Genomic DNA, 26,905 nt, shown 5'->3' with positions numbered 1-26,905 from the left:
TCGACCAGCCCGCGGTCCCACGTGCCTTCCCACGCGCGGTCGATCACGCGAGACCCCCTGCGCATAGACGCGCGAAACCCCCTGCGCATAGACGCGCGAAACCCCCGCGCATGGACGCGCAAAAACCCCTGCGCATGGACGCGCGAAACCCCCTGCGCATGGACGCGCGAAACCCCCTGCGCACGATCGCGCGAAACCACAGGTCGGGGATCGGGGGAGGGGCGGGTCAGCGCATGTCGGCGAGGGAGACGGTGGGCTCGCGGGCCTGACGGCGGCGGCTCTCGAAGCGGGTGCCGGCGGCCAGCAGCGCGGCACCGGCGACCGCGAAGGCCACCAGCGCCGGCGGCGGCAGCACCGCCACCAGCCGGCCGACGCCGACGACGACCAGCGAGGCCGCGCCGACCAGGAACGGCGCTCGCACCGACCGGCCGGCGGCGACCGTGGTGGTCAGCGTCGCGGCCGCGACCACCAGCAGCACCCGCAGCAGCGCCGGCTGGACCAGCGCCAGCAGCACCGACGGCCCGAAGGCGGCGCCCAGCGCGGGCCCCCAGGACGACCAGGACGGCGCGGTCGCGAGCCGGCGTCCGGAGTACAGCAGCAGCCCGGCGGCCAGCGGAAGCGTCCAGGCCTCCGGCACCTCGACTCCGACGTGCCAGTCGGCCAGCCACACGGCGACGACCAGGGCCGCGCACCCGCCCATCCGGGCCGCCCGGCGACCGGTGCGGGAGGAGTACCCGACCAGCGCCGCACCCAGCACGGCCAGCGCCCCGGCGGCGAGCAGGTCCGTGGTGCGGCCGACGTGCGCCACGGCGACGACGCCGACGACCACCGCGGAGACCGCCAGCGGCACCTCGGCCCGCTGGTGGCGCTCCAGCGAGGCGACGGCCAGCGCCGCCACGGCGAGCACCAGGAGCAGCGGCCCGGCCCACCCGGACGCGAGGCTGCCGCCGGCCTCGGCGAGCAGCGCCGCCCCGGCCAGGCAGCCCACCCCCACCGGCAGCGCACCCGGCCGGTCGGTGGGCTGGCGGGCGGCGACGAGCACGGCGGGCAGCGCGGCGGCGACCAGGAGCAGCGCGAGGGCGTTCCACCGGCTGTCGGCGAGCAGCTGGACGACGCTCAGCGCGGTGGCGGTGCAGGCCAGCGCCAGGCCGGCCGGGCGCACGACGGAGTCCGGCCGCGGCGAGGCCCGGACGGCCACCAGCGCCGCGGTGACCAGCCCCAGGTACCCCGCCGCCGGGACGCCGCCCGCGCCGGTCGACTGCAGCACGCCGGCCAGCGCGGCCCCGGTGACCGCCCCGGCCAGCACGGGCACCAGCGGGCGGGGGCCCAGCAGCGGCCGCAGCTCCCCGCGCCGCCGCAGCGCCAGCAGCCCCGCGGCGGCGGCGACCAGCAGGACGGCGGCGCCGGCGGCGGTGGCGGGGGAGGTCGTCGTCCAGACCAGGGACGTGCCGAGGACGACGCCGGTGACCCACCACAGCGCGGTCGTGCTGAGCACGACGGCGGCCACGGTCCGCCGGACGCACTGGGCGACCAGCGTGCCGGCGACCGCGGTCCCGAGCACCGCGCCGACCTGCCCGAGGCCGTCGAGCCCGGCGTCGGTGACCGCGGTGAGCACGGCGAGCTGCGCGGTGACCCAGGCCGCGACCGGCCAGGTCACCGCCCGGCGGCCCAGCCGGCCGAGCAGCCAGTACGCCGCCGCGAACGCGGCCAGCGCGAGCGCCGACGCGCGGCCCGGGTCGGCGCGGTCACCCGCCACGAGCAGCACCACGGTGGCGACGGCGAGGGTCTCCTCCGACGTCCGCAGCCCGCGCCGGCCGGCCCACAGCGAGGTGGCGGCGGTGCCGGCGGCCAGCGCCGTGGTGAGCACCCAGCCGAGCAGGCCGACCGAGGCGGTCCCGGCGACCACCACCGCCACGGCGCCGGCGACGAGCAGCACCTGCTGGGGGCTCACCCGCCGCAGGCCGGCGTCCTCCGGCGGGGCGGGCGGTGGCGGCACCGGGACGCCGAGCGGAGGCGGGTACTGCACCTCGGGGCCCTGCGACACCCCGGACCACCTCCTCGCGCTCGACGTGGCGGTCCACGCTACGGGCGCACGGGCGGTCCTGCTCACGCCGTCTGCGCCACCCGGGCCACCGCCTCGCGGGCCGCCTCCTGTCGTGTCCGCGGCCCCCGACCGGCCCGTCGTCCCCAGGACGCGCTCGCCCGGGTGACGTGGACGTCACCCGGGAAAGGGGTCGGAGTACGGCGTCCGAGCGCCTACCCTGGGGTCAGTGATAACGACGACCGGTCTGGAGCTGCGCGCCGGCGCCCGCATCCTCATCAGCGAGGCCGACCTCCGCGTGCAGCCCGGCGACCGGATCGGCCTCGTCGGCCGCAACGGCGCCGGGAAGACCACCACCCTCACCACCCTGGCCGGCGAGCGCGTGCCGCACGCCGGCAAGGTCGAGGTGACCGGGGAGCTCGGCTACCTGCCGCAGGACCCGCGCAGCGGCGACCTCGACATCACCGCCAGCGACCGGGTGCTGTCCGGCCGCGGGCTCGACGTGCTCAAGGCGAAGCTGACCAAGGCGCAGATCGCGATGGCCGAGCCCGCCGACGACGCCGAGATGGACCGCGCCGTCCGGCAGTACGGCCGGCTCGAGGACCAGTTCGCGGCGCTGGGCGGGTACGCCGCGGAGAGCGACGCGGCCCGGATCTGCACCAACCTGGGCCTGCCCGACCGGGTGCTGCAGCAGCCGCTGCGCACCCTCTCCGGCGGCCAGCGCCGCCGGGTCGAGCTCGCCCGGATTCTCTTCTCCGACGCCGACACCCTGCTGCTCGACGAGCCGACCAACCACCTCGACGCCGACTCCATCGTCTGGCTCAAGGGGTACCTGGCCGGCCACCGGGCCGGGCTCGTGGTCATCAGCCACGACGTCGAGCTGCTCGAGGCCGTCGTCAACAAGGTCTGGCACCTCGACGCCAACCGGGCGACCGTCGACGTCTACAACCTGGGCTGGAAGCGGTACCTGGACGCCCGGGAGACCGACGAGCGCCGTCGCCGCTCCGAGCGGGCCAACGCCGAGAAGAAGATCGACGCGCTGACCGCCCAGGCCGACAAGATGCGCGCCAAGGCCACCAAGGCCAAGGCCGCGCAGAGCATGGACAAGCGCGCGCAGCGGCTGGCCGCCGGCCTGGAGCAGGTGCGCGTGCAGGACAAGGTCGCCAAGCTGCGGTTCCCGACGCCGGCGCCCTGCGGCCGCACCCCGCTCACCGCCGAGCACCTCAGCAAGAGCTACGGCTCGCTGGAGATCTTCACCGGCGTCGACCTGGCCATCGACAAGGGCACCCGGGTCGTCGTCCTGGGCTTCAACGGCGCGGGCAAGACCACCCTGCTGCGCATGCTCGCCGGCACCGAGACCCCGGACACCGGCGAGGTCAAGGCCGGGCACGGCCTGCGCGTGGGCTACTACGCCCAGGAGCACGAGACGATCGACATGGACCGCACGCTGCTGGAGAACATGCGCTCCGCGGCGCCGGGCAGCACCGACACCGAGCTTCGGAAGATCCTCGGTGCGTTCCTCTTCTCCGGTGACGCCGTCGACCAGCGCACCGGCACGCTGTCCGGTGGCGAGCGCACCCGGCTGGCGATGGCCACGCTGGTGGTCTCCGGGGCCAACGTGCTGCTGCTCGACGAGCCGACCAACAACCTGGACCCCGCCAGCCGCGAGCAGGTGCTCGAGGCGCTGCGCACCTACCAGGGCGCGATCGTGCTGGTCACCCACGACGAGGGTGCGGTGCTCGCGCTCAACCCGGACAAGGTGATCATCCTGCCCGACGGCACCGAGGACACCTGGAGCGCCGACTTCGCCGACCTGGTCTCCCTGGCCTGACGAAGGACCTCGCTGCGCCCCACGTCTCGCGAGCTCGACGCGGGCCCCTGCAGCGAGGCCGCCCCCTCCGCTGGGGTGCTGCCGGATATTTCGGTCGTGCACTTCCCATCTCCGGTGGCCGAGCGGGGTCAGCCGGGTGATCATCGGTCCTGGGACGCCGATGTCACCGGGACGACGGCGCCGGGGGACAAGGGGCAGCCGTCGGTGCGAACCGGCGGGGCACCCCTGACAGGAGGGGAGTCATGGCCGACTCGAGCACTGCTGACCTGACCAAGGGCAAGCGCATCACCGGGGACGACCGCACGTCGCTGGCCGACGAGCTCCGCGAGCGGTACGACGGCGGGGAGAGCATCCGCTCGCTGGCCACGTCGACCAACCGCTCCTACGGGTTCGTCCACCGGCTGCTGTCGGAGTCGGGCGCGAGCCTGCGTGGCCGGGGCGGGGCGAACCGCAACGCGAACAAGAAGAGTGCGTGAGCTCGCCGGACCCTGACGGCTGGGTGAGGACGGCCCGCGACGGCGCCGTCCTCACCGTCACCCTGGACCGCGCCGACCAGCTCAACGCGCAGACCCCGGCCACCTGGGCGGCGCTGCGCGCCGTCGGTGAGCAGCTGGACGGCGACGTCCGGGTGGTCGTCGTGCGGGGCGCCGGGCGGGCGTTCTCCGCCGGCCTGGATCGGACGCTGTTCAGCCCCGACCCCGGGGTGACCGGCGGGCTCGCCGACCTCGGCTCGATGCCCCCGGAGCAGGCGCAGGAGCGGATCCGCGGTTTCCAGGCCGCCTTCCGGTGGCTGCGCTCACCCGGCGTGGTCTCCGTGGCCGCGGTGCAGGGCCACGCCATCGGCGCCGGCGCGCAGCTGGCCCTCGCCTGCGACCTGCGGGTCTTCGCCGAGGACGCGCAGCTGCGGCTGCCCGAGGCCACCCTGGGCCTGGTGCCCGACCTGACCGGCACCAGCACGCTGGTGGAGCTGGTGGGCTACAGCCGGGCCGTGGAGATCTGCCTGACCGGCCGCGCCGTCGGTGCCGCGGAGGCCGTCGCGGTCGGCCTGGCCAACGCCGCGGTCCCGGTCGACCAGCTCGAGGCCACCGTCGCCGACCTCACCGCGGCGCTGCTCGGCCCCGACGTGGACGCCGCCCGGGAGACCCTCGCGCTGCTCCGGTCCGCCGTGCGGGCGGAGCCGGCGAAGCAGGACGCCGCCGAGCGGGCCGCCCAGGTGCGCCGGCTGGCCGCCCTCGCCGTACGGAACTGACCGGCGCCGGAACATCGCGGGGAGCCGCGCTGTTCGAGCGGTTGATTACACAGTTGCAGCGGCAGCGATGAGGTAGTGCCATGGACTCCCCGATGACCTCGATGGCCGCGATGCGGTCGTTCAGCCGCGACTCGTCGGTGACGTCGCGGCAGATCCCGAAGGGGACGGTCCGCCGGATCCTCGGCATCGCCGGCCCCTACCGGCGGGAGCTGGTCGGCTTCCTGTCGCTGGTGGTGTTCTCGTCGGTCATCGGCGTGGTCACCCCGCTGCTGGCCGGCGACATCGTCAACCGGATCGCCGGGCTGACCGGCACCGCGGGCGACGTCGTCCGGATCGCGCTGTTCATCGCCGGCCTCGCCCTGCTGGACGCGGTGAGCTCGCTGGTCCAGCGCTGGTACTCCGCGCGGATCGGCGAGGGCGTCATCTACGACCTGCGCACCCGGGTGTTCGAGCACGTGCAGCGGATGCCGGTCGCCTTCTTCACCCGCACCCAGACCGGCGCCCTGGTCAGCCGGCTCAACAACGACGTCGTCGGGGCGCAGCGGGCGTTCACCTCCACGCTGTCCGGCGTCGTGTCCAACGTGATCGCGCTGGTGCTCACCGCCGGCGTCATGTTCAGCCTGTCCTGGCAGATCACCCTGCTGTCGATCGTGATGGTGCCGCTGTTCGTGCTGCCGGCGCAGCGGATCGGCAAGCGGCTGCAGGAGATCACCCGGGAGTCCTACGGGCTGAACGCCTCGATGAACGCCACCATGACCGAGCGGTTCAACGTCGCGGGCGCGCTGCTGGTCAAGCTCTTCGGCCGCCCCGAGGCCGAGGCCGACTCGTTCCGCGGCCGGGCGTCCCGGGTGCGCGACATCGGCGTGCTGTCGGCGATGTACGGCCGGGTCTTCTTCACCTCGCTCACCCTGGTCGCCGCGCTGGCCACCGCCCTGGTGTACGGGCTGGGCGGGGCGCTGGCCTTCACCGGGTCGCTGTCGGCCGGGGACGTCGTCGCGCTGGCGCTGCTGCTGTCCCGGCTCTACGGCCCGCTGACCGCGCTGGCCAACGTGCGGGTCGACGTGATGAGCGCGCTGGTCAGCTTCGACCGGGTCTTCGAGGTGCTCGACCTGGCGCCGATGATCGCCGAGGCGCCGGACGCCGTCCCGGTGCCGGCCGACGACCGGTCGATCGAGTTCGACCGGGTCTCCTTCCGCTACCCCTCGCCGGACGAGGTGTCGCTGGCGTCGCTGGAGGACGTCGCGGTCCCCGAGCAGCACGCCTCGGCCGACGTGCTGCACGACGTCTCGTTCCGGGCCGAGCCCGGGCAGCTGGTCGCGCTGGTCGGCACCTCCGGTGCGGGCAAGTCGACGATGGCCGCGCTGGTCTCCCGGCTCTACGACGTCACCGACGGCGCGGTGCGGGTCGGCGGGGTGGACGTCCGCCGCGCCACCAGCGCCTCGCTGCGGGACGCCATCGGCGTGGTCAGCCAGGACTCCCACCTGTTCCACGACACCATCGGCGCGAACCTGCGCTACGCCCGGCCGGAGGCCACCGAGGCCGAGCTGTGGGAGGCGCTGACCGGCGCCCGGATCGCCGCCCTGGTGCACTCCCTCCCGGACGGGCTGGACACCGTGGTCGGCGACCGCGGCTACCGGATGTCGGGCGGGGAGAAGCAGCGGCTCGCGATCGCCCGGGTGCTGCTCAAGGCGCCGGGCGTGGTGATCCTGGACGAGGCGACCGCGCACCTGGACAGCGAGTCCGAGGTGGCCGTGCAGCACGCTCTGGACGCCGCCCTCGCCGGCCGGACGTCGCTGGTGATCGCGCACCGGCTGTCGACCATCCGGGGCGCCGACCTGATCCTGGTGGTGGACGCCGGGCGGATCATCGAGCGCGGCACGCACGAGGAGCTGCTGGCCCGGGGCGGCCACTACGCCGACCTGTACCGCACCCAGTTCGCGCCGGCAGAGATGCACACCGACATACCGGTCGGCTGACAGCACATCGGCACCCGGCTCGTGGGACCGTTGGGTCCGTCAGCGCACTCCCGAGGACAGGGGCACCCATGACCGCTCAGCAGTGGCACTCCGTGGCATCCGGCAAGCCCTACCCGGTGACCGTCGTCCCGGACGGGGAGAGCGGCTCGCTGGAGCAGTTCGCCGGGGACGCCGAGTTCTGCATCGACGGCGGTGGTCAGGAGCTGCACATCCGCGGGCACGGCGTCCGGCACGGGGAGGTGGTCCGCTTCCACGAGAAGAGCGCAGCCGGTGGGAAGGACGTGCGGGTCTGGCTCGTGAGGGAGCAGGGCGGCGGGTTCGTCGCGGAGACGGTCTCCGCGTTCTGAGCCGGACAGGTGCCTTCCGAGTCACCGCTGAGTCGCTGAGGGTCACCGGCGAGCCTCACGGCGGTGGCCCGGACGGACCTGTCCGCCCCTGCCCGGCGCGGGAGAGACCGTGGTCGTGGACGGCGCACTAGCGTCACTCCCGACCCACCCGCACCACCTCGCAGGAGCAGTCCCTTGAGCGCAGGCCATCCGCACGACACCCAGATCCGGGCGCTGTACGCCCGCTTCCTCGCCGGGTGGAACCAGCGCAGCGGCGTCACGGTCTCCTCGGTGTTCGCCGACGACGGCGAGTGGGTCGAGATGGACGGCACGCTGCGCAGCGGGCGGCTGTCCATCGCGGCGGACATGCGCCGCATCTTCAGCGAGCACGCCACCCCGAGCTTCGTCGGCATCGTCCGGTCGGTGCGCCGGCTCACCGAGGGCGTGGCCGTGCTGCACGGCGTCGCCGGCATGGTGCCGCCCGGGGCCACGTCGGTCGACCCGGCGCTGCACGCGGTCCACGTGCTCACCGCGGTGGAGGACGGCAGCCGGTGGAAGATCGCGGTGCTGCAGAGCACCCCGGCCCGCTACGGCGGCCGGGCGGACGCGGTCGCGGCGCTGACCGCGGAGCTGGAGGCGGCCCGCTCGGAGCCGGCCCGGTGACCGTGCTGACCGCGGCGGACCAGGTGCCCGCCGACGCCGTGCTGCTCGACGTCCGCTGGCAGCTCGGCCGCACCGACGGCCGGGAGCAGTACCGCGCCGGCCACCTGCCCGGAGCCGTCTTCGTGGACCTCGAGACCGAGCTCGCGGCGCCGGGCAGCCCGGCCGAGGGCCGGCACCCGCTGCCGTCGGTACAGGCGCTGCAGTCAGCCGCACGCCGGTGGGGGCTCGAGGACGGGTCGAGGGTCGTCGTCTACGACGCCGCAGGCGGGCTGGCCGCGGCCCGGGCCTGGTGGGTGCTGCGCTGGGCGGGCCTGACCGACGTCAGCATCCTGGACGGCGGGCTCGCCGCCTGGCGGGGCCCGCTGGAGCAGGGCGAGGTGGTCCCGCGGCCGGGGAGCGTGACGCTCACCGGCGGGGCGCTCCCGGTGCTCGGCCCCGACGAGGCGGCCGCGCTGGCCGCGGGCGACGGCGTGCTGCTCGACGCCCGGGCCGGCGAGCGGTACCGCGGTGAGCACGAGCCCGTCGACCCGCGGGCCGGGCACGTGCCGGGGGCGGTCAGCGCGCCGACCGCGGAGAACCTCGACGCCGACGGCCGGTTCCGTACCGCCGCTGTACTGACCGAGCGCTTCGCCGCGCTCGGCGTGGCCCCGGGGACGACGGTCGGTGTCTACTGCGGCTCCGGCGTCACCGCCGCCCACCAGGTCGCCGCGCTGGCCGAGGCCGGGATCGAGGCGGCGCTGTGGCCGGGGTCGTGGTCCCAGTGGTCGGCGGACCCGGACCGCCCGGTCGCCACCGGACCCGCGCCGCACGACGCCCGCTGAGCGCGTCCGGCCGGGCAGACTGCCGCCGTGACCCTCCCCGTGCGCACCTCCCGCGGCCCGCTGGTGGCCGCCGTCGTCGCCGGGCTGGCGCTGCTGGGCGTCGGCCTGCTCTACCTGGCCGCCGGGCTGCTCGTCCCGGGCTGGGCGCTCGTCCCGCTGTGGATGCTGTGGGTGGTGCTGGCCTGGGTGCTGGTCCGGCTGGCGCAGGCGCGGTCCTGGTGGGTGCTGGCCGTGCCGGTGGTCGCGGCGCTGTCCTGGTGGCTGGTCGTCACCGCCGGCGAGACGTGGCTGGGCTGGCAGCCCTGAGGCTCAGGCGGGCAGCGCGGCGTCGTAGCGGTCGAGCAGGACGGCGGCGATCCGCTCGTCGGGCAGCAATGGCGCCGTGACGCAATCGGCGCCAGCACCCTGCAGCTTGTCGTGGAAGTGCCCCGGCGCCAGCAGGTAGGCCGCGACCACCACCCGCCGCGCGCCGGCCGCTCGGGCCGCGGCGACGGCGTCGGGGACGGGGGGCTGGGCGGCCGAGCCGTAGCCGGTGCTCACCGGACCGGCCCAGTCCTGCTGCAGCAGCCGGGCGGTGTCCTCGACGTCGGCCACCGCACGCGGGTCGCTCGAGCCGGCGGCGGCCAGGACGACGGCGGTGGCCGGGTCGTCGCGGTCCGCGCCTGCGGCGAGCAGCCGGTCGGTGAGCACCGCCACCAGTCGCGGGTCGGGTCCCAGCGGCCGGGCGGCGACCGCCGAGGGGTGGTCGGCCACGGCACCGGCGATGTCGACGTGCACGTGGTAGCCGCCGGACAGCAGCAACGGGACGACGACCGCCGGGGTGCCGGCCGTACCGAGCCCGGCGACGACGTCGACGACGGTCGGCGGCTGCACGTCGACGAAGGCCGCCGTCGTCCGCAGGCCCGGCCGCAGCGCGCGGGCGGCCAGCGCGAGCTCGCCGATCAGCCGCCGTCCGGTCGGGCTGCGGGTGCCGTGCGCGCAGGCGACGAGCACTGGCTGGGGGTCGTCCGTCATCAGAGAGCCCTCGTGATGCCGCCGTCGACGGTGAGCATCGTCCCGGTGACGTAGGAGGCGGCGGGGGAGAGGGCGAAGGCGGCGACGGCGCCGAACTCCTCGGGCCGGCCGACCCGGCGCAGCGGGATCGTCGACTCGGTCCGGGCCCGCATCGCCCCGGCGTCCCCGGACGCGTCCTCGATCTCGGTGATCCGGTCGGTGGCGATGGTGCCGGGCAGCAGCCCGACCACCCGGATGCCGCGGGGCCCGAGCTCGTCGGCCAGGGCCTTGGCGGTCATCGCCAGCCCGGGCCGCAGGCCGTTGGAGACGGCCAGGTACCCGATCGGCTGGCGCACCGAGGTGGACAGGACGAAGGCGATCGCCGCGCCCTCGGACAGGTGCGGCACCAGCGCCCGGACCAGCCACAGCGGGCCGAGCAGCACGCTGTCGACGCCGGCGCGCCAGGCCGCCTCGTCGACGTCCAGGACGCCGCCGGTGGCCGGGCCGCCGACCGAGATCAACACGCCGTCCACCCGGCCGAGCCGGTCGACGGCGGCACCGACGAGCTCCTCGGCTGCCGCGGGGTCCGCGAGGTCGGCGGCCACGCCGGTCGCGGCCGGCGCACCGCCGAGCGCGGCGGCCGCGGCGTCGACCGACGCCGCGGACCGGGCGCTGAGCAGCACCCGGGCTCCGTCGTCGACCAGGGCCCGGGCGGTCGCGAAGCCCAGCCCCCGGCTCGCGCCGGTGAGCAGGTACCCGCGACCACCCAGACCCAGGTCCATCAGCCGGTCAGGCGGAGACGGTGCCGCGGAGCGACCGCAGCACGTACTGCATGATCCCGCCGTTGCGGTAGTAGTTCGCCTCACCGGGGGTGTCGATCCGGACCCGGGCGTCGAACTCGACCGCCCCGGCCTTGACCTTCACCGTGCGGGGGACGCCGCCGTCGTTCAGCGCCGTCACCCCGGTGATCTCGAACTCCTCGTCACCGGTCAGGCCGAGGGACTCCCGGTCCTGGCCCTCGGGGTACTGCAGCGGCAGCACGCCCATGCCGATCAGGTTCGACCGGTGGATGCGCTCGTAGCTCTCCGCGATGACCGCGCGGACGCCGAGCAGCGCCGTCCCCTTGGCCGCCCAGTCGCGGGAGGAGCCGGAGCCGTACTCCTTGCCGGCCAGCACGACCAGCGGGACGCCGGCGTCGATGTAGGCCCGCGAGGCGTCGTAGATCGAGGTCGTCTCCCCGGTCAGGTGGTTCTTGGTGACGCCGCCCTCGGTGCCGGGCACCAGCTGGTTGCGCAGCCGGATGTTGGCGAAGGTGCCGCGGATCATGACCTCGTGGTTCCCGCGGCGCGAGCCGTAGGAGTTGAAGTCGCGGCGCTCGATGCCGTGCTCCTGCAGGTACCGGCCCGCGGGGGAGTCGGCCTTGATCGAACCGGCCGGGGAGATGTGGTCGGTCGTGACCGAGTCGCCCAGGACAGCGAGGGTGCGGGCGCCGGTGATGTCCTGCACCGGGGCCGGCTCGGCCGGCATGCCGTCGAAGTACGGGGGCTTGCGCACGTAGGTGCTCTGCGCGTCCCACTCGAAGGTGTCGCCGGTGGGCGTGGGCAGGTTCTGCCACTGCTCGGTGCCGGCGAAGACGTCCTCGTAGCTGCGGCCGAACTGCTCGGCGGACACGGCGAGGTCGATGGTCCGCTGCACCTCCTGCGGCGACGGCCAGATGTCGCGCAGGAAGACGTCGGTGCCGTCGGTGTCCTGGCCCAGCGGGTCGTTGTTCAGGTCGACGTCCATGGAGCCGGCCAGGGCGTAGGCGATGACCAGCGGCGGGGAGGCCAGGTAGTTCATCTTGACGTCGGGGTTGATCCGGCCCTCGAAGTTCCGGTTGCCCGACAGCACCGAGACGACCGCGAGGTCGGCCTCGTTGACCGCCTTGCTGACCGGCTCGGGCAGCGGCCCGGAGTTGCCGATGCAGGTGGTGCAGCCGTAGCCGACCAGGTAGAAGCCGAGCTTCTCCAGGTACGGGGTGAGCTCGGCCTTCTCGTAGTAGTCCATGACGACCTTGGACCCGGGAGCCAGCGTCGTCTTCACCCACGGCTTGGTGGTCAGCCCGCGCTCGACGGCGTTCTTGGCCAGCAGCGCCGCACCGATCATCACCTGCGGGTTGGAGGTGTTGGTGCAGGAGGTGATCGCGGCGATCACCACGTGCCCGTGGTCGACGAAGGTCTCGGTGCCGTCCTCCATCACCACCGGGGTGCGCTTGGACGTGCGGCCGGAGTCCGAGCCGTTCACCGCGGTGTGCGGCTTGCCGGCGTCGCCGTTGCCGGTGGCGAAGGGGCTGGCCGGGTCCGACGCGGGGAACGTCTCCTCGACGGCCTCGTCGACCGTGGAGGTCTCGGCCGCGGCGTCGTCGGGGTCGTCGTCACCGCCGGGGGCGTAGGTGGGCAGCGCCTCGCGGAACGCCTCCTTGGCCTCGGTGATGGCGACCCGGTCCTGCGGGCGCTTCGGCCCGGCGATCGACGGGACGACGGTGCCGAGGTCGAGCTCCAGGTACTCGGAGAACGCCGGCTCGCGGGAGGCGTCGTGCCAGAGGCCCTGCTCCTTGGCGTAGGCCTCGACCAGGGCGACCTGCTCGGCGCTGCGGCCGGTGAGCTGCAGGTAGGTGATGGTCTCCTCGTCGATGGGGAACATCGCCGCGGTGGAGCCGAACTCCGGGCTCATGTTGCCGATCGTGGCCCGGTTGGCCAGCGGGACGGCGGAGACGCCGGCGCCGTAGAACTCGACGAACTTCCCGACCACGCCGTGCTGGCGCAGCATCTCGGTGATGGTCAGCACCAGGTCGGTGGCGGTGGCGCCGTCCGGCAGCTGGCCGGTGAGCTTGAAGCCGACGACCCGGGGGATGAGCATCGAGACCGGCTGGCCCAGCATGGCCGCCTCGGCCTCGATGCCGCCGACGCCCCAGCCCAGCACGCCCAGGCCGTTGACCATGGTGGTGTGGGAGTCGGTGCCGACGCAGGTGTCGGGGTAGGCGAGGGTGCGGTCGCCCTCCGCCCGCGGGAAGACGACGCGGGCCAGGTGCTCGATGTTGACCTGGTGCACGATGCCGGTGCCCGGGGGGACGACCTTGAAGTCGTCGAACGCGCCCTGGCCCCAGCGGAGGAACTGGTAGCGCTCGCCGTTGCGCTCGTACTCGATCTCGACGTTGCGCTCGAAGGACTCCGGCGTGCCGAAGACGTCGGCGATCACGGAGTGGTCGATGACCAGCTCGGCCGGGGCCAGCGGGTTGATCTTCTGCGGGTCGCCGCCGAGGTCGGCCATCGCCTCGCGCATGGTGGCGAGGTCGACGATGCACGGGACGCCGGTGAAGTCCTGCATGACCACCCGGGCCGGGGTGAACTGGATCTCCTGGTCCGGCTCGGCGGACGGGTCCCAGTTCGCCAGGGCGCGGATGTGGTCCGCGGTGATGTTGGCGCCGTCCTCGGTGCGGAGGAGGTTCTCCAGCAGGACCTTCAGGCTGAAGGGCAGCTTGTCCGCGCCCTCCACCGCGTCGAGCCGGAAGATGTCGTACTCGGTCCCGTCGACGTCGAGCGTCGTCCGGGCCCCGAAGCTGTCCTTGCTGGCTGCCACTGCTTGCGCCTCACCCTCGCTGGTCCTGCGCGCGTCCTGCGCCTCGATGTACCACCCTCGATCATCCCAGCCCGCACCGGAGTCTGCGGAGCAAGGCCACCCTATGTTCACCCTCGGTGACCGGGCTCACCGTCCGCGCCACCCTCGGTGGCCGGTTCGCGGGCGGCCGGTCGCCGGTGACCGCACCACGCGTCACCGCAGTCCCGGCCGCTGCACCGGGCGGCGTGCCGTGCCCGGCGCGGTCCCACCGGGCGTCGCCGTCCCCTAGCGTGCCTCGCCATGACCACCGTCACCAGCACGGGGGCGCCGGCACCCGCGGTGACGACGTCCGCCGCCGACCGGGCCCGCGGGCTCCGGTGGTCGCTCACCGTTGGGCTGCTCGCCGCCTTCGTCGCCACCTGCACCACCACCGGGCTGCCCACCGACCGGCTGGTGCTGCTCGGCTGGGTGCTGGCCGCGCTCGCCCTGCAGTCGCTCGGTCGGGGCTGGTCGGCGCTGCTGCGGCTGCTGGCCGACTGGCTGCCGCTGGTCGGGCTCCTGCTGCTCTACGACCTCAGCCGGGGGATGGCCGACGGGCTGGGCATGCCGGTGCACGTCGCCGAGCTGGCCGACGCCGACCGGTGGCTGGCCGACGGCGTGCTCCCCACCGCCTGGCTGCAGGAGCGCTGGGACGCCGACTGGTGGAAGGCCGTCGCCTCGCTGGTGTACGCCAGCCACTTCGTGGTGACCCCGCTGGTGCTGGCCGTGCTGTGGCTGCGCGACCGGGCCCGTTGGGTCGGCTACGCCCGGCTGGTCGTCGGGCTCTCGGCGGCCGGGCTGGTCACCTACGTCCTCTACCCGGCCGCCCCGCCGTGGCTGGCCGCACGTGAGGGCGTCATCGAGCACGTCGACCGGATCAGCAGCTCCGGGTGGGCGGTGCTCGGGCTGCCCAAGGCCGGTGCCGTGCTGCACACCGGGCAGGGCCAGGTCAACGCCGTCGCCGCGGTGCCCTCGCTGCACACCGCCTTCGCCGTGCTGACCTGCCTGGTGCTGCTGCCGCTGGCCCGCCACCTCTGGCAGCGGGTGCTGCTGGTGTCCTACGCGGTCGTCATGCCGCTGGTGCTGGTCTGGTCCGGCGAGCACTACGTGGTGGACACGCTGCTGGGCGCCCTCTACGCCGGCGCCGTGTGGGCGCTGGTGCCCCGGCTGGTGACGGCGCTCGGCACCGCGCTGCAGCGGGGTCGCCGCACCCCGGACCGGCTGGTCGAGCCGGCCGGCTGAGCACCGGGGCGGTCGGGTCGCCCCGGGATCAGGTCACCTGATCCCGGGTGCTCCTGGCTCACGTCCTGCGCTGAGCCAGGAGCACGGGAGGTGAGCCAGGACGACGCGCCGCGCTGCCGGGCCCGCCGTCGCGGCCGGACGACGTGCCGGCTCGGCCCGCCGTCGCGGCGGGGTCAGATCAGGTCGGGCTCGACCGAGCGGCGGACGGTGCGCGGGTCGACGGTGCTCACCGACGGCGCGCCCAGCGCCCGGCTGATGCCGCGGGCGGTGGCCGCCATCACCGGGATCAGCGCGTGGCTCTTCGTCGCGTCGCGCTGCACGGTGACGCCGAGCGCCGCGACCACCTCGTCGCCCGGACCGCGGACCGGCACCGCCACGGCGAGCGCGCCGGCCGGGGGCAGCTGGTTCTCCGCGACCGCGACACCGGTGCGCCGCACCTCGGCCAGCACCCGGCGCAGGTGGTCGACGTCGGTGATCGTGTTGGCGGTGAACCGCCGCAGCGGGCTGGCGAGCACCTCCTCCTGGACCTCGGTGGAGGCGAAGGCGAGCAGCACCTGCCCGGTGCCGGTGGCGTGCAGCGGCCAGCGCCCGCCGAGCCGGGACATCACCCGGATGGCGCCGCGCGCCCGCAGCGCCTCGACGTAGACGACGTCGTGGCCGTCCCGGACGGCGAGGTGGATGTTCGCCCGGGTGGCGTGGTGCAGGTCGTCCAGGAAGGGGAGCGCCAGCTCGCGCAGCTTGAGCCCGTGCGGGGCGCACGCGCCGAGCTCGAGCAGCCGCAGGCCGATGCCGTACCGCCCGTCGGAGCCCCGCTCCAGCGCGCCCCACTGGCGGAGCTCGCCCACGAGCCGGTGGGTGGTGGTCAGCGACAGACCGGTGCGCCGGCTGATGTCCGACAGCGACAGCCAGGGGTGCTCCGGCCCGAAGGCGGCGAGCACCGCGAGGGTGCGGCCGGCGGCGGTCGCGGGGGACGAGCCCCCGACGGGCGTGGCACCGGTCGTGGACGGGCGCCGCCCCTGGCGGGCACCCTCGACGGGCTGCAGCGGCATCGTTGCCGGCATGTCGTCCTCCTGGTCTTTCGGTAGGCGCACGGGCCAGCGACCCGTGGTCTCGATCACACGGTCCGACCGGCTGGGACGGATGTCAAGCAGGCCGCTGACCGGCGTGGCTTCCGTCCCGGGGAAGAGTCCTCGCAGCGTGGCACACGTCACGCGCAGGATCACATCGAGCGACGAGGTGACCGCCGTCACCGGGGTCTGCCGCCGTCCTGCCGGCCGTCCGCCCGCACCTCCGGGCCGGGCGGCACCCCACCCGAGGAGGACCCGATGTCCCACCCCACCGCGACGGGTCCGGTCGTCTGATGGCCACGCTCGCCGACGTCCTGGACCCGACCGGCCGCTCCGCGGTCCGCTCGGTCAGCAACACCCGCGCCCCCCGCCGCGCCGACCTGGCCGGCGCCCGCATCGGCCTGCTGGAGAACACCAAGCACAACGCCGCGCTGCTGCTGGACGAGATCGGCGGCCTGCTCGAGCGGGACCGCGGCGCGGTCACCGTGCTGCGCCGCACCAAGACGGCGTTCGCGCTGCCGATGCCGCAGGAGCAGCTCGACGAGCTGGTCCGCGAGTGCGACGTCGTGCTCGTCGGCGTCGGGGACTGCGGGTCGTGCAGCGCCGCCGCGGTCGCCGACGGCATCGCGCTGGAGCGGGCCGGCGTCCCGACCGCGGTCATCTGCTCCGACGCCTTCACCACCACCGCCAGCGCCATGGCCGAGGTGCAGGGCGACCCCGGCTACGCGTACCTGACCACCCCGCACCCGGTGGCCGTGCTCGCGCCGGAGGCGGTCGCCGAGCGCGCCGTCCAGCTGGCGCCGCAGGTCGTCGGCACCGTCACGGCCGACGGTGCCACGGCACCGCGGGAGCAGGCCTCGTGACGGCCGTCGGGACCGCCGACGCCCTCCCCGACGCCGACCCGGACGCCGCCTGGGCCGCCGTCGAGCACGGCTTCGACCAGGGCTGGTCCGACGGGCTGCCCGTCGTGCCGGCCACCCGCCGGCTGGTCGACCGCTTCCTGGCCACCGTCGACCGGTCGCCGGAGGAGGTCATCGGCTCGCTCGAGCACCTGCACCGCACCGTCACCGTCGAGCTGGCCGCGATCAACGCCGCCATGGCCGGCTGCCGGCCGGAGTACTTCCCGGTCGTGCTCGCCGCCTGGGAGGCGGTCCAGACCGACCGGGCCGCCACCGGCGGCGGCTGGCAGAGCACCAGCGGCCCCTCGCCGCTGCTGGTCGTCAACGGCCCGGTGCGCCAGGAGCTCGGGTTCAACTCCGCCGGCGGCGCGTTCGGCCCGGGCTTCCGGCCGAACATGACCGTCGCCCGCGCGCTCGGCCTCATCGTGCGCAACGCCCTCGGCGTGGTGCCGCACGGCTTCGAGCAGGCCACCCAGGGCCTCCCCGGCCGCTGGCAGGTCTGCCTGGGGGAGAACGAGGAGGAGAGCCCCTGGGAGCCGATGTCGGTCGAGGGCGGCGTCCCGGCCGGCACCAGCGCGGTGTCGGCGATGCTGACCCGCACCGTCGAGTACGTCGACAACCGGCACACCGCCGACCCCGAGCAGCTGCTCGCCGACTTCGCCGACACCATCTCCCGCAGCGGCGCGCTGATCTTCGGGCACGCCCCGGCCGGTGTGGTGTTCTGCCCCGAGCACGCCCAGCTGCTCGCCGGGGCCGGGATGAGCCGCGCCGACGTCCGCGCCTGGCTGGTCGAGCGCTGCGGCCGCACCAAGGCCGACCTCGCCCGGGTCGGCAAGGACGGCGTCGGCCCCAACGGCGTCCGCTTCGCCGACGGCACCACCCCGCCGGCGGACTTCGACCCGCTCTTCTCCGGCACCGGGCCCGAGGTGCTGCCGATCGCCGTCGCCGGCGCCCGGAACGCCGGCATCTCCATGGTCGTGCGCGTCTTCACCGGCTGGTCCGCCCGCTCCGTCCCCGTCCTCGGCCGCACCACCCCAGGGAGTTCCTCGTGACCCAGCCCGACCCGCTCAGCGACCCGTTCGGCGCCGCCGGCGACCCGTGGATGGCCGGCCGCACCGCGCTGGTCACCGGCGGTGGGCAGACCGGTGAGGAGCCCGGCGTCGGCTACGCGATCAGCCGGGTCTTCGCCGCGCACGGCGCCTCGGTCGCCGTCCTCGACCGCGACCCGGCCGCCGCCGACCGCACCGTCGCGGCGATCACCGCCGCCGGCGGCACCGCCGTCCCGGTCATCGCCGACGTGCTGGACGACGACGCCTGCCGGGCCGCCGTCGAGGAGGCCGAGAAGGCGCTCGGCGGGCTGGACACGCTGGTCAACAACGTGGCCGTCGGCGACCGGGCCGGCGTCTTCGAGGTGACGCCGGAGCGCTTCCACCAGCTGATGGACCTCAACCTGACCACCGCCTGGCAGATGACCCGGCACGCCGCCCCGCGGCTGCCGCGCGGCGGGGCGATCGTGAACATCAGCTCGGTGGGCGTGCGCGCCGGTGGCCCCGGGATGGTCTACAACCTGGCCAAGGCCGGGCTGGAGAACCTCACCGTGGGCGCGGCCAACACCCTCGGCCCGCAGGGGGTCCGGGTCAACTGCGTGCAGGTCGGCGCGATCTGGGGCGCCTTCGCCGCGGCCAACATGGCGCCGCACATGCGCGAGGTGCGCAAGGGCTGGATCGGCCTGGGCACCGAGGGCACCCCGTGGGACATCGCCCAGGCGGTTCTCTTCCTCTCCAGCGACCACGCCCGGTGGGTCTCCGGCCAGGTGCTGTCGGTCGACGGCGGGCCGTCCACCGGCCGCCCGGGCAAGCCGGCCCAGGCCGTGCTGACCGAGACGCCGCCGCCCGGTGAGCCGGCGACCGTCGGTCCCGAGGGCGTCCCGGTGGCGCAGGCGTGACCGCCCGGGTCGCACTGGTCACCGGCTGCGGCAAGCCGGACGGGATGGGGCAGGCCATCGCCCGGCGGCTCGCCGGCTCCGGCCTCGCCGTCGTCGTCACCGACCTGCAGCCGGCCGGGGTGCCCAACGCCCGGCAGGAGCAGCGCTCCGCCGGCTGGGGCGGCGTGCACGCGCTGGCCGAGGAGATCACCGCGGCCGGCGGCGACGCCCTGGCCGTGCTGGGCGACGTCAGCGACCCCGCCGACGCCGAGGCCATGGTCGCCGCCGCGGTCGACCGGCACGGCCGGCTCGACGTGCTGGTCAACAACGCGGCCGCGCCGCAGGGCCCGGACCGGGCCGACGTCGCCGACGTGCCGATCGAGGTGTTCGACCGGGTGATCGCGGTCAACCTGCGCGGCCCGTGGCTGATGAGCCAGGCCGCCGTCCCGGTGATGCGCGCGCAGCGGTCCGGCCGGATCGTCAACATCTCCTCGATGGCCGGGCTCACCGCCGCCCCGTTCTCCGGCGCCTACTCCGCGTCCAAGGCCGGCGTGATCGGGATGACCCGCGCGCTGGCCATGGACCTGGGGCCGTGGGGCGTCACGGTCAACGCGCTGTGCCCCGGGCTGGTCGCCACCAGCCGGGCGTTCCTGTCCGCCGCCGCGGACGTCGACGAGGCCGAGCTGATGGCCCAGCGCGGGCGCAACATCCCGGTGGGCCGGGCCGGTCAGGCCGAGGACATCGCGGCCGCGGTCGCCTTCCTCGCCTCCCCGGACGCCGGCTACGTCACCGGCCAGGCCATCCCGATCGACGGCGGTGGGCTCAGCCCGTTCCCGCTGCGCCGTCCCGAGCCCGCCGCGACGGCGACGTCGTGACCGCCACCGTGCACCCGACCCACCCCGAGGAGACCGCCGTGCAGGACACCGCCGTGTTCGACCGGATCATCGACCCGACCGTCGGCCCGCCCGGCGACGCCCGCAGCCGGACCGCACTGGCCCCCCGCCCCGGCGACCTCTCCGGGCTGCGGCTCGGGCTGCTGGTCAACACCAAGCGCAACGCCGCGGAGTTCGTCGAGGAGGTCACCTCCGTGCTGAGCTCCCAGCACGGGATGACCCCGGTGATGACCCGGACCAAGCCGAGCATCGTGCACCCGGCGCCGGACGAGATGGTGGCCGAGCTGCGCGAGGCCTGCGACGTGGTCGTCGTCGGCGTGGGGGACTGCGGCTCCTGCAGCGCCTCCGCCATCGCCGACGGCCTGCAGCTGGAGAAGGCCGGCGTGCCCACCGTGGTCGTCGTCAGCGACGCCTTCCGGGTCAGCGCCGACGCGATGGCCGAGCTGCAGGGCACCACCGGCTACCAGTACGTGACGACGCCGCACCCGGTGGCCAACCTGTCCCGCGAGGGCCTGCGCGACCGGGCCGCCGCCGCCACCCCGGAGATCGTCGCCCTGCTGACCGGCCCGGCGCCCCGGTGACGGCCACCGCCACCGACCCGCTGGCCACCGTCCGGCAGGCCATCGAGCACTGCCACGCGCAGGGCTGGACCGACGGCCTGCCGGTCGTGCCGGCCACCGAGGCCGACGTCGCCGAGTTCCTGGCCACCGTCGACCGCGACCCCGACGAGGTCATCGGCACCCAGGCGCACCTCGACCGCCGGGTCACCGTCGCCCAGGCCGCGGTCAACGCGGTCATGGCCGGCTGCCTGCCCGAGTACTTCCCGCTGGTGCTCGCCGCCTGGGCCGCCGTCACCGGTGAGCCCGCCGCCCAGGGCGGCGCCTGGCAGTCCACCAGCGGCCCCTCGCCGATGCTGGTGGTCAACGGCCCGATCCGGCAGCGGCTCGGCGTGAACTACGCCGGCGGCGTGTTCGGCCCCGGCTTCCGCGCCAACGCCACCGTGCCGCGCGCGCTCGGGCTGCTGGTCCGCAACGGCTTCGGCATCCGTCCGCAGCAGCTCGAGCAGGCCACCCAGGGCGTGCCCGGCCGCTGGCAGCTGTGCATCGGCGAGAACGAGGAGCTCTCCCCGTGGGAGCCGTTCAGCGTCGGCGGCGGCGTCCCGGCCGGCACCGACGCCGTCTCGGCGATGCTCATCCGCGACTGCGAGTACGTCGACAACCGGCACACCGAGGACCCCGAGGCGCTGCTCCGCGACCTCGCCGACACCCTCGCCCGCACCGGCGCCTACCTGGGCATGAAGCACTCCACCGGCGGGCTGGTCCTCGGGCCCGAGCACGCCCAGCAGCTCGCCGCCGCCGGGTTCGGCCGGGCCGACGTCCAGCAGTGGCTGTTCGACGCCGCCGTCCGCACCCAGGCCGACCTGCGCGCCGTCGGCAAGGAGTCGCACGACGCCGAGCCCGGCCCGGACCCGATGCCGATGATGCCGTCCCCGGCGGAGATCCCGATCATCGTCGCCGGTGCCGCCAACGCCGCCATCTCGATGGTCTTCCGCCCGTTCGGCTGGTCCACCTGGTCCGGCCGGTCCGTCCCCGTACCCCCCACCGCCCAGGAGGCATCCGCATGAGCGTCGACGAGCTCCAACTGGAACGGCTCCGCCAGACCCTGCAGGCCGACGACTACCGGCTCGACGTCGACGTCCAGGACGCCGGCGCCGCGGTGACCATCGTCGCCGGGCCGGACGCCTGCGAGGAGTGCCTGGTGCCCAAGCCGCTGATGCAGTCGATGCTGGCCCCCGTGCTCGGCGTCGAGCCGGCCAGCATCACCCTCACCTACCCGACCGACGGGCAGTGAGCGTGGAGGTCAGCCTCGAGGGCAAGGTCGCACTGGTCACCGGGGTCGGGCCGAACATCGGCAGCGGCATCGCGCTGGCGCTGTCCCGGTACGGCGCGAAGGTGGCCTGCAACGACGTCGACGAGGGCGTCATCAAGACCGCCATCGACCGGATCGAGCGCAACGGCGGGGAGGCGATGGCCGCCCCGGGCGACGTCACCGACGAGGCCGCGGTGCAGGGCTACGTCGACGCCGTCCTGGAGCGCTGGGGCCGGATCGACATCCTCGTCAACAACGCGGCGATGCTCGGCGGCCGCGGGGTGCTGGACGAGACCGCGCAGACCTTCGAGCGGTCGATCAAGGTCTCCGGGCTGGGCTACTTCCTGAACACGAAGATCGTCGGGCGGGCGATGGCCGAGCGGGGCATCCGCGGCTCGATCGTCTGCATCTCGTCGTCCAACGGCTGGAACGGCTCGGCCGGGGTGATCGCCTACGCGTTCAACAAGGGCGGGGTCAACAACTTCGTCCGCGCCGCGGCCATGGACCTCGCGCCCTACGGCATCCGGGTCAACAGCTACACGCCGACCGCGCCGACGATCGACAACCCCGAGCTGCTGGCCGAGCTGGCCGCCCAGGGCCGGCCGGCGGACATGCTCAACGCCGGCCGCAAGGGCGGTGGCCTCGGTGGCGACGCCGGTGCGGAGGAGTGGCGCCGGCCGGCCCGCTGGTCGGGGGAGCGCCCGCCGCTGGTCCCGATGGGCAGCACCGGGACGCCGACCGACATCGGCCACGCGGTCGCCTGGCTGTGCTCGGACTACGCGCGGCTGATCACCGGCACCGACCTCGTCGTCGACGGCGGGGCGCGGGCGAAGAACTTCGCGTACTTCCCGGCCGACCCCGACGACCTCGCCGGCCCGGTCCCGCTCATCCCGCTGGACAGCACCACCCTCTGACGCCCGTCCGTCCCGTTTCGCGGAGATGGCCATCTCCGCCCCCGATCCCGGGGCGGAGATGGCCGTCTTCGTCTCGATCCCCAGGGCGAAGACGGCCATCTCCGCCCGCGGGGTCAGGCGGCGAGGGCGGTGCGGATGCGAGCGACCACGGCGTCGAGGTCCCGCAGGTCGGCCGCGCTCAGCCGGATCACCCGCCACCCCGCCGCGACCAGCCCCGCCAGCCGGACGTCGTCCCGTGCGATCTGGGTGCCGGCGAAGTGGTAGGCGCCCTCGTACTCGACGGCCAGCCGCGCCTCGGGGAACGCGAGGTCGACCCGGCCGAGGAACCGGCCGCCCGCCCACACCTCGTACTGCGGCTGGGGCGCCAGCCCCGCCGTCCGCAGCGCGACCCGCACCCAGGACTCGGGCGGCGACTCGGCGCGCGGGTCGACGAGCGGGACGGCCCGGCGCACCCGGACGACGCCCCGGCGACCGGCGCCGCCCTCGGCCAGTGCGTGCAGCTCGGGCAGGCCGACGGTCCCGGCGCGCACCATCCCGTCCAGCGCCGCCACCGCGGTGGCCAGGGGCTCGAGCGCGGCGACGTCCCACGCCGTCCGCAGCGCCGTGGTGACCGGGACGTCGTCCTGCCGCTGCACGTCGCCGGCCGCGAGCAGGGTGCGGTGGGTGCGCACGCCGCGCGGGCCCTTCCACTCCACCGTGGGTGGTCGCAGGACGGTGACCGGGTCGCCCGGCCCGGCGAAGGGGGCGCCGTGCCAGGCCGCCGCGGAGTGGCCGCCGATCGCCGCCCCGGGCGGGAGCAGCAGCGCGACGGCGGTGCAGCGCAACCGGTGGTCGACCTCGAGGGCCGGGTCGGCGTAGACGCCGTGCACGACCCGCCGCCAGCTCCGCTGCCGCAACTGGTCTGCGGTGACGAGTCGTTGCGCGACGGCGTGGCTGCCGATGAACACGCCGGTCAGGTGGCTGGGCACCAGGGCAGCCTGGCCCACACCGCCCCGTCGCCGCTGCCGTCGTCCACAGGCCTGGCCCGACCCCGAAGATGGCCATCTCCGGGATCGAGGCAACCCCGAACATGGCCATCTCCGGGGTCAGGGCGGCCCCGGAGATGGCCACTTTCGGGTCAGGAGCGGGTGGGGTCAGGGCACCAGGTCGGGGTGCCGGGGGCTCGGGAGGCGGTTCTCCGGGGCGTAGACCGGGTGGCTGGTGAGGAAGGGGATCGCCGCGGCGCGGGCCTCGTCGATGGGCTCGTCGGGGAACGCGGCCAGCGTCGCCTCGAAGCGGTCCCGCACGCCGTCCCGGAACTCCGGGTGGGTGAGGATGAACAGGTCGTTGCGGCGGACGCCGGCCAGCACCCGCTCACCGGCCTCGACGTAGCTCATGTACGGCTGTGTCTTGGCCTTCTCCAGGAACTCGGCGGGCGGCGGGGTGTAGCCGCTCTCGCCGTACTCGGCCGGCCGGGAGGCGGTGCCCGCGGCGATGTTGCTGTGCACCGGTCCGGGGCAGTACGCCGAGACGCCGATGCCCTCGCCGGCCAGCTCGATGTGCAGCGCCTCGGACAGCGCGATGACCGCCGCCTTGGTCATGCTGTACAGCCCGGCGACGATCGGCAGCAGCCCGGCCATCGAGGTGGTGGTGACGACGTGCCCGCCCTCGCCGCGCGCCTGCATGTGCGGCACGAACGCCCGGATCCCGTTGCCGACGCCGCGGATGTTGACGTCGATCAGCCAGTCCCAGTCGGTGGCGGTCGCGCCCATGATCGGCCCGGTCAGGCCGATGCCGGCGTTGTTCACCAGGACGTCGACCCGGCCGAACCGGCTCACCGTCTCCGCGGCGGCCGCCTCGACGGCCGCGGCGTCGGTGACGTCCAGCTGGACGGCGGTGACGTCGAGCCCCGCGGCGGCGAACTCGGCCCGGGTCTCGTCGATGTGCTCGGGCTTGCGGCCGCTGATCACGACCTGCATGCCGGCCCGGGCGAAGGCGAGCCCGATCCCGCGGCCGATGCCGCTGGAGCCTCCGGTGATGAAGGCGACCTTGCCCTCGACGTCCTGCATGGGTGCGGGTCCTCTCTCGGCGTTCAGCTGCTGAGCCCGAAGAGCCGGGCGGCGTTGTCCTTCATGACCTTCGGGCGGACGGCGTCCTTGATCGTGAGCCCCTCGAAGTCCTTGATCCAGCGCTCCGGGGTGATCACCGGGAAGTCCGAACCGAAGAGGACCTTGTCCTGCAGCAGCGAGTTCGTGTACTGCACCAGCTGCGGCGGGAAGTACTTCGGCGACCAGCCGGACAGGTCGATGTAGACCTGCGGCTTGTGGGTGGCCACGGCCAGCGCCTCGTCCTGCCAGGGGAACGACGGGTGGGCCAGGATGATCGGCATGTCGGGGAAGTCGACGGCGACGTCGTCGATGTGCATCGGGTTGGCGTACTTCAGCCGGATGCCACCGCCACCGCGGGTCCCGGCGCCCACACCGGTCTGGCCGGTGTGGAACAGGGCGACCAGCTGGTGCTCGGCGATGACCTCGTACAGCGGGTAGGCCGACCGGTCGTTCGGGAAGAAGCCCTGGGTCTGCGGGTGGAACTTGAACCCGCGCACCCCGTGCTCCTCGATGAGCTTGCGGGCCTGCCGGACGCCGGCCGCACCGCGGGCCGGGTCGATGCTGGCGAAGGGGATCAGCGCGTCGGCGTGCTCGGCGGCGAGGTCGGCGACCTCCTCGTTGGTGGGCACCATCTCGTCACCGGTCTGGGAGATGCTGTCCACGCCGAAGACGACGGCGGCCATGTTGCGCTCGCGGTAGTAGGCGGCCAGCTCGGGCACCGTGTACTCGGGCATCGAGCCGATGCCGAAGTACGCGCCCATGTCGCTGGCCTCGGAGCCCTCGCGGGGCGGGGCGGAGACCGAGCGGTGCACGTGGGTGTGCACGTCGATCGCGGTGATGGCGCTCAGGTCGATGCCGGTCATGGCTGCAGGTCCTCGGTGTAGGGGGCGTCGGTGCGGGCGGCGACGTCGGCCGGGGTGACGCCGGGGGCGCACTCGACGAGCCGCAGCGTGCCGTCGACGACGTGGAAGACCGCCAGGTCGGTGTAGATGCGGGTGACGCAGGCCTTGCCGGTGAGCGGCATCGTGCACTCCGGGACCACCTTGGAGCGGCCCTTGCGGTCGACGTGCTCCATCGTCACCCAGACCTGCGGGGTGCCGGCGACGAGGTCCATCGCGCCGCCCACCGCCGGGTTGCGGCCCGGGACGTACCAGTTGGCCAGGTCGCCGCGGGCGGACACCTGCAGCGCGCCCAGCACGGTGACGTCGAGGTGGCCGCCACGGATCATCGCGAACGACATCGCCGAGTCGGTGATGGCCCCGCCGCTCATCAGCGTGATCGGCTGCTTGCCGGCGTCGGTGAGGTCGACGTCGCCCTCGCCCTCGGGGGCCGGGCCCAGGCCCAGCACGCCGTTCTCCGCGTGCAGCACGACCTCGACGTCGGCCGGGATGAACAGCGGCACGGCCAGCGGGATGCCGACGCCGAGGTTGACGACGTAGCCGTCCTGGAGGTCCTGCGCCAGCCGCTGGGCGATCCCCTCGCGGGTCCGTCCGGTCAGCGGCGGCGCCGGGGTGGAGGCGAGCGTCTCGGTCATGCGGGGGTCCTCGCGATCAGCCGGCTGTCGTCGGGGGTGGGGGAGTCGTCGGGTTCGGAGCCGGCGAGCACCACGTCGTCGACGAAGACACCGGGCAGGTGCACGTCGTCGGGGTGCAGCTCGTCGACCGGCACGAGGTGCTCGACCTCGGCGATGGTGTGCCGCCCGGCCATCCCGGCCAGCGGGTTGAAGTTGCGGGCCGACAGCCGGAAGCGGAGGTTGCCCTTCTGGTCGCCGCGGTGGGCCCTGACCAGGCCGAAGTCGGCGACGATGCCGGTCTCCAGCACGTACTCCCGGCCGTCGATGAGCCGGTGCTCCTTGGCGGGCAGGTGCTCGGCCACGCCGCCTTCAGGGGCGTAGCGGAGGGTGAAGCTGCCGTCGGTGAGCATCGTGCCGGCGCCGGAGGGGGTGAAGAAGGCCGGGATGCCCGAGCCACCGGCCCGCATCCGCTCGGCCAGCGTGCCCTGCGGCACCAGCTCCAGCTCCACCTTGCCGGCGAAGTACTCGTCGTAGAACTCCTGCAGGATCGGGAACGACGCCGTGACCCGGCGTAGCCGGCCCTCGTGCAGCAGCCGCCCGACCCCGGTGAAGTCGTGGCCGACGTTGTTCACGTACACGTGCAGGTCGCGCTTGCCGAGCTCGCACAGGGCGTCGAGCAGGCGGTCGGGACGGCCGGAGCTGCCGAAGCCGCCCACCGCGATCGACGCGCCGTCGGGCACCCGGTCGACCACGGACAGCACGTCCTCGCGGAACTTGTCGATCACGCCCGGTCCTCTCGTTGTTGCCGGCGGGCTTGCAGCCGACAGTGGGCTCGCCGCAGCGGTCTCGCTGTGCGGCGGCTGTGTCGGGCGTCACTGGACCGACCGAACGTATGGACGACGCCGTCCGGCGGAGAAGGCCTCTTCCACCCTGGGGAAGATGGCCGGGCCGGTGTCCACGA

General features: G+C 74.6%; 27 protein-coding genes. 17 read left to right on the top strand and 10 right to left on the bottom strand.

All coding sequences use genetic code 11. The features are described 5' to 3' along the window. Nucleotides 1-226: 226 nt before the first annotated feature. Nucleotides 227-2,044 carry an SCO7613 C-terminal domain-containing membrane protein gene (locus HL054_RS10085; RefSeq protein WP_369138826.1) on the bottom strand — a complete coding sequence of 606 codons (1,818 nt, stop codon included), beginning with the start codon at nt 2,042-2,044 and terminating at the stop codon, nt 227-229. A 226-nt stretch (nt 2,045-2,270) separates the two neighbouring features. Here HL054_RS10085 and HL054_RS10080 point away from each other — a divergent pair, with 226 nt between their 5' ends. The 8 genes from HL054_RS10080 (at nt 2,271) to HL054_RS10045 (ending at nt 9,213) form a co-directional block, all read left to right on the top strand. Beyond that, nucleotides 2,271-3,872, top strand: coding sequence for an ABC-F family ATP-binding cassette domain-containing protein (locus HL054_RS10080; protein WP_369138825.1), 1,602 nt, complete (start codon nt 2,271-2,273; stop codon nt 3,870-3,872). A 242-nt stretch (nt 3,873-4,114) separates the two neighbouring features. Continuing rightward, nucleotides 4,115-4,348 carry a helix-turn-helix domain-containing protein gene (locus HL054_RS10075; protein ID WP_369138824.1) on the top strand — a complete coding sequence of 78 codons (234 nt, stop codon included), beginning with the start codon at nt 4,115-4,117 and terminating at the stop codon, nt 4,346-4,348. Then, nucleotides 4,345-5,121, top strand: coding sequence for an enoyl-CoA hydratase/isomerase family protein (locus tag HL054_RS10070; RefSeq protein WP_369138823.1), 777 nt, complete (start codon nt 4,345-4,347; stop codon nt 5,119-5,121). Before HL054_RS10075 ends, HL054_RS10070 begins: the two co-directional genes overlap by 4 nt. 80 nt (nt 5,122-5,201) lie before the next feature. Further along, nucleotides 5,202-7,097: an ABC transporter ATP-binding protein gene (locus tag HL054_RS10065; protein WP_369138822.1), complete on the top strand. Its 1,896-nt coding sequence runs from the start codon at nt 5,202-5,204 to the stop codon at nt 7,095-7,097. Nucleotides 7,098-7,165: 68 nt separating this feature from the next. After that, the gene (locus HL054_RS10060) at nt 7,166-7,444 is read left to right on the top strand and encodes a hypothetical protein (RefSeq protein ID WP_369138821.1); all 279 of its coding nucleotides are present in this window, start codon (nt 7,166-7,168) and stop codon (nt 7,442-7,444) included. A 174-nt stretch (nt 7,445-7,618) separates the two neighbouring features. Continuing rightward, on the top strand, nt 7,619-8,086 hold the full coding sequence (locus HL054_RS10055; RefSeq protein ID WP_369138820.1) for an SgcJ/EcaC family oxidoreductase: 468 nt from the start codon (nt 7,619-7,621) through the stop codon (nt 8,084-8,086). Then, nucleotides 8,083-8,907, top strand: coding sequence for a sulfurtransferase (locus HL054_RS10050; protein WP_369138819.1), 825 nt, complete (start codon nt 8,083-8,085; stop codon nt 8,905-8,907). Before HL054_RS10055 ends, HL054_RS10050 begins: the two co-directional genes overlap by 4 nt. A 27-nt stretch (nt 8,908-8,934) precedes the next feature. Beyond that, nucleotides 8,935-9,213, top strand: a complete 279-nt coding sequence (locus tag HL054_RS10045) for a hypothetical protein (protein WP_369138818.1) — start codon at nt 8,935-8,937, stop codon at nt 9,211-9,213. 3 nt (nt 9,214-9,216) lie between these two features. Here HL054_RS10045 and HL054_RS10040 read toward each other — a convergent pair whose 3' ends face one another. The 3 genes from HL054_RS10040 to HL054_RS10030 are packed head-to-tail and all read right to left on the bottom strand — an operon-like array spanning nt 9,217 to nt 13,518. Then, nucleotides 9,217-9,921 (bottom strand): sirohydrochlorin chelatase, encoded by a 705-nt coding sequence (locus HL054_RS10040; protein ID WP_369138817.1) that lies wholly within the window; start codon nt 9,919-9,921, stop codon nt 9,217-9,219. Further along, nucleotides 9,921-10,682 (bottom strand): SDR family oxidoreductase, encoded by a 762-nt coding sequence (locus HL054_RS10035; RefSeq protein ID WP_369138816.1) that lies wholly within the window; start codon nt 10,680-10,682, stop codon nt 9,921-9,923. The genes HL054_RS10040 and HL054_RS10035 overlap by 1 nt, the downstream gene beginning before the upstream one ends. 7 nt (nt 10,683-10,689) lie before the next feature. Beyond that, nucleotides 10,690-13,518, bottom strand: coding sequence for an aconitate hydratase (locus tag HL054_RS10030; protein ID WP_369138815.1), 2,829 nt, complete (start codon nt 13,516-13,518; stop codon nt 10,690-10,692). 279 nt (nt 13,519-13,797) lie between these two features. Between HL054_RS10030 and HL054_RS10025 the strand changes: the two genes are divergently transcribed. Further along, nucleotides 13,798-14,778 carry a phosphatase PAP2 family protein gene (locus HL054_RS10025; RefSeq protein WP_369138814.1) on the top strand — a complete coding sequence of 327 codons (981 nt, stop codon included), beginning with the start codon at nt 13,798-13,800 and terminating at the stop codon, nt 14,776-14,778. 173 nt (nt 14,779-14,951) lie between these two features. On the opposite strand, the gene HL054_RS10020 is transcribed toward HL054_RS10025, so the two are convergent. Then, complete coding sequence (locus HL054_RS10020; RefSeq protein WP_369138813.1) at nt 14,952-15,839, bottom strand: IclR family transcriptional regulator; 888 nt, start codon at nt 15,837-15,839, stop codon at nt 14,952-14,954. Between the two features lie 299 nt (nt 15,840-16,138). Between HL054_RS10020 and HL054_RS10015 the strand changes: the two genes are divergently transcribed. Genes HL054_RS10015 through HL054_RS09980 form a run of 8 tightly spaced genes read left to right on the top strand, consistent with a single transcriptional unit; the run spans nt 16,139 to nt 22,344 of the window. After that, nucleotides 16,139-16,708, top strand: a complete 570-nt coding sequence (locus HL054_RS10015) for a UGSC family (seleno)protein (RefSeq protein WP_369138812.1) — start codon at nt 16,139-16,141, stop codon at nt 16,706-16,708. After that, nucleotides 16,705-17,796, top strand: coding sequence for a hypothetical protein (locus HL054_RS10010; protein ID WP_369138811.1), 1,092 nt, complete (start codon nt 16,705-16,707; stop codon nt 17,794-17,796). Before HL054_RS10015 ends, HL054_RS10010 begins: the two co-directional genes overlap by 4 nt. After that, nucleotides 17,793-18,689 carry an SDR family NAD(P)-dependent oxidoreductase gene (locus HL054_RS10005; protein WP_369138810.1) on the top strand — a complete coding sequence of 299 codons (897 nt, stop codon included), beginning with the start codon at nt 17,793-17,795 and terminating at the stop codon, nt 18,687-18,689. Before HL054_RS10010 ends, HL054_RS10005 begins: the two co-directional genes overlap by 4 nt. After that, nucleotides 18,686-19,543: an SDR family NAD(P)-dependent oxidoreductase gene (locus HL054_RS10000; protein ID WP_369138809.1), complete on the top strand. Its 858-nt coding sequence runs from the start codon at nt 18,686-18,688 to the stop codon at nt 19,541-19,543. Before HL054_RS10005 ends, HL054_RS10000 begins: the two co-directional genes overlap by 4 nt. After that, the gene (locus HL054_RS09995; RefSeq protein WP_369138808.1) at nt 19,540-20,142 is read left to right on the top strand and encodes a UGSC family (seleno)protein; all 603 of its coding nucleotides are present in this window, start codon (nt 19,540-19,542) and stop codon (nt 20,140-20,142) included. Before HL054_RS10000 ends, HL054_RS09995 begins: the two co-directional genes overlap by 4 nt. Then, nucleotides 20,139-21,185 carry a hypothetical protein gene (locus HL054_RS09990; protein ID WP_369138807.1) on the top strand — a complete coding sequence of 349 codons (1,047 nt, stop codon included), beginning with the start codon at nt 20,139-20,141 and terminating at the stop codon, nt 21,183-21,185. The genes HL054_RS09995 and HL054_RS09990 overlap by 4 nt, the downstream gene beginning before the upstream one ends. Next, complete coding sequence (locus HL054_RS09985; RefSeq protein ID WP_369138806.1) at nt 21,182-21,412, top strand: hypothetical protein; 231 nt, start codon at nt 21,182-21,184, stop codon at nt 21,410-21,412. Before HL054_RS09990 ends, HL054_RS09985 begins: the two co-directional genes overlap by 4 nt. 2 nt (nt 21,413-21,414) lie before the next feature. After that, entirely contained in the window at nt 21,415-22,344 is a 930-nt protein-coding gene (locus HL054_RS09980; RefSeq protein ID WP_369138805.1) for an SDR family NAD(P)-dependent oxidoreductase, read from the top strand. Between the two features lie 113 nt (nt 22,345-22,457). Here the strand turns inward: HL054_RS09980 and HL054_RS09975 are convergent, their stop codons facing one another. From HL054_RS09975 to HL054_RS09955, 5 genes are all read right to left on the bottom strand, one after another. Then, nucleotides 22,458-23,312 carry a DUF559 domain-containing protein gene (locus HL054_RS09975; RefSeq protein ID WP_369138804.1) on the bottom strand — a complete coding sequence of 285 codons (855 nt, stop codon included), beginning with the start codon at nt 23,310-23,312 and terminating at the stop codon, nt 22,458-22,460. Between the two features lie 165 nt (nt 23,313-23,477). Continuing rightward, on the bottom strand, nt 23,478-24,392 hold the full coding sequence (locus tag HL054_RS09970) for an SDR family NAD(P)-dependent oxidoreductase (protein ID WP_369138803.1): 915 nt from the start codon (nt 24,390-24,392) through the stop codon (nt 23,478-23,480). 23 nt (nt 24,393-24,415) lie between these two features. Beyond that, nucleotides 24,416-25,294 (bottom strand): amidohydrolase family protein, encoded by an 879-nt coding sequence (locus HL054_RS09965; protein WP_369138802.1) that lies wholly within the window; start codon nt 25,292-25,294, stop codon nt 24,416-24,418. Further along, nucleotides 25,291-25,965, bottom strand: a complete 675-nt coding sequence (locus HL054_RS09960) for a 3-oxoacid CoA-transferase subunit B (protein WP_369138801.1) — start codon at nt 25,963-25,965, stop codon at nt 25,291-25,293. The genes HL054_RS09965 and HL054_RS09960 overlap by 4 nt, the downstream gene beginning before the upstream one ends. After that, nucleotides 25,962-26,729, bottom strand: coding sequence for a CoA transferase subunit A (locus HL054_RS09955; protein ID WP_369138800.1), 768 nt, complete (start codon nt 26,727-26,729; stop codon nt 25,962-25,964). The genes HL054_RS09960 and HL054_RS09955 overlap by 4 nt, the downstream gene beginning before the upstream one ends. Nucleotides 26,730-26,905: the final 176 nt, after the last annotated feature.

This window comes from Modestobacter versicolor, assembly GCF_041028285.1.
GTDB classification, from domain to species: Bacteria; Actinomycetota; Actinomycetes; order Mycobacteriales; family Geodermatophilaceae; genus Modestobacter; species Modestobacter versicolor_A.
Note: the sequence above shows the minus strand (reverse complement) of the source record. Positions and strands in the feature narration are given on the sequence as shown.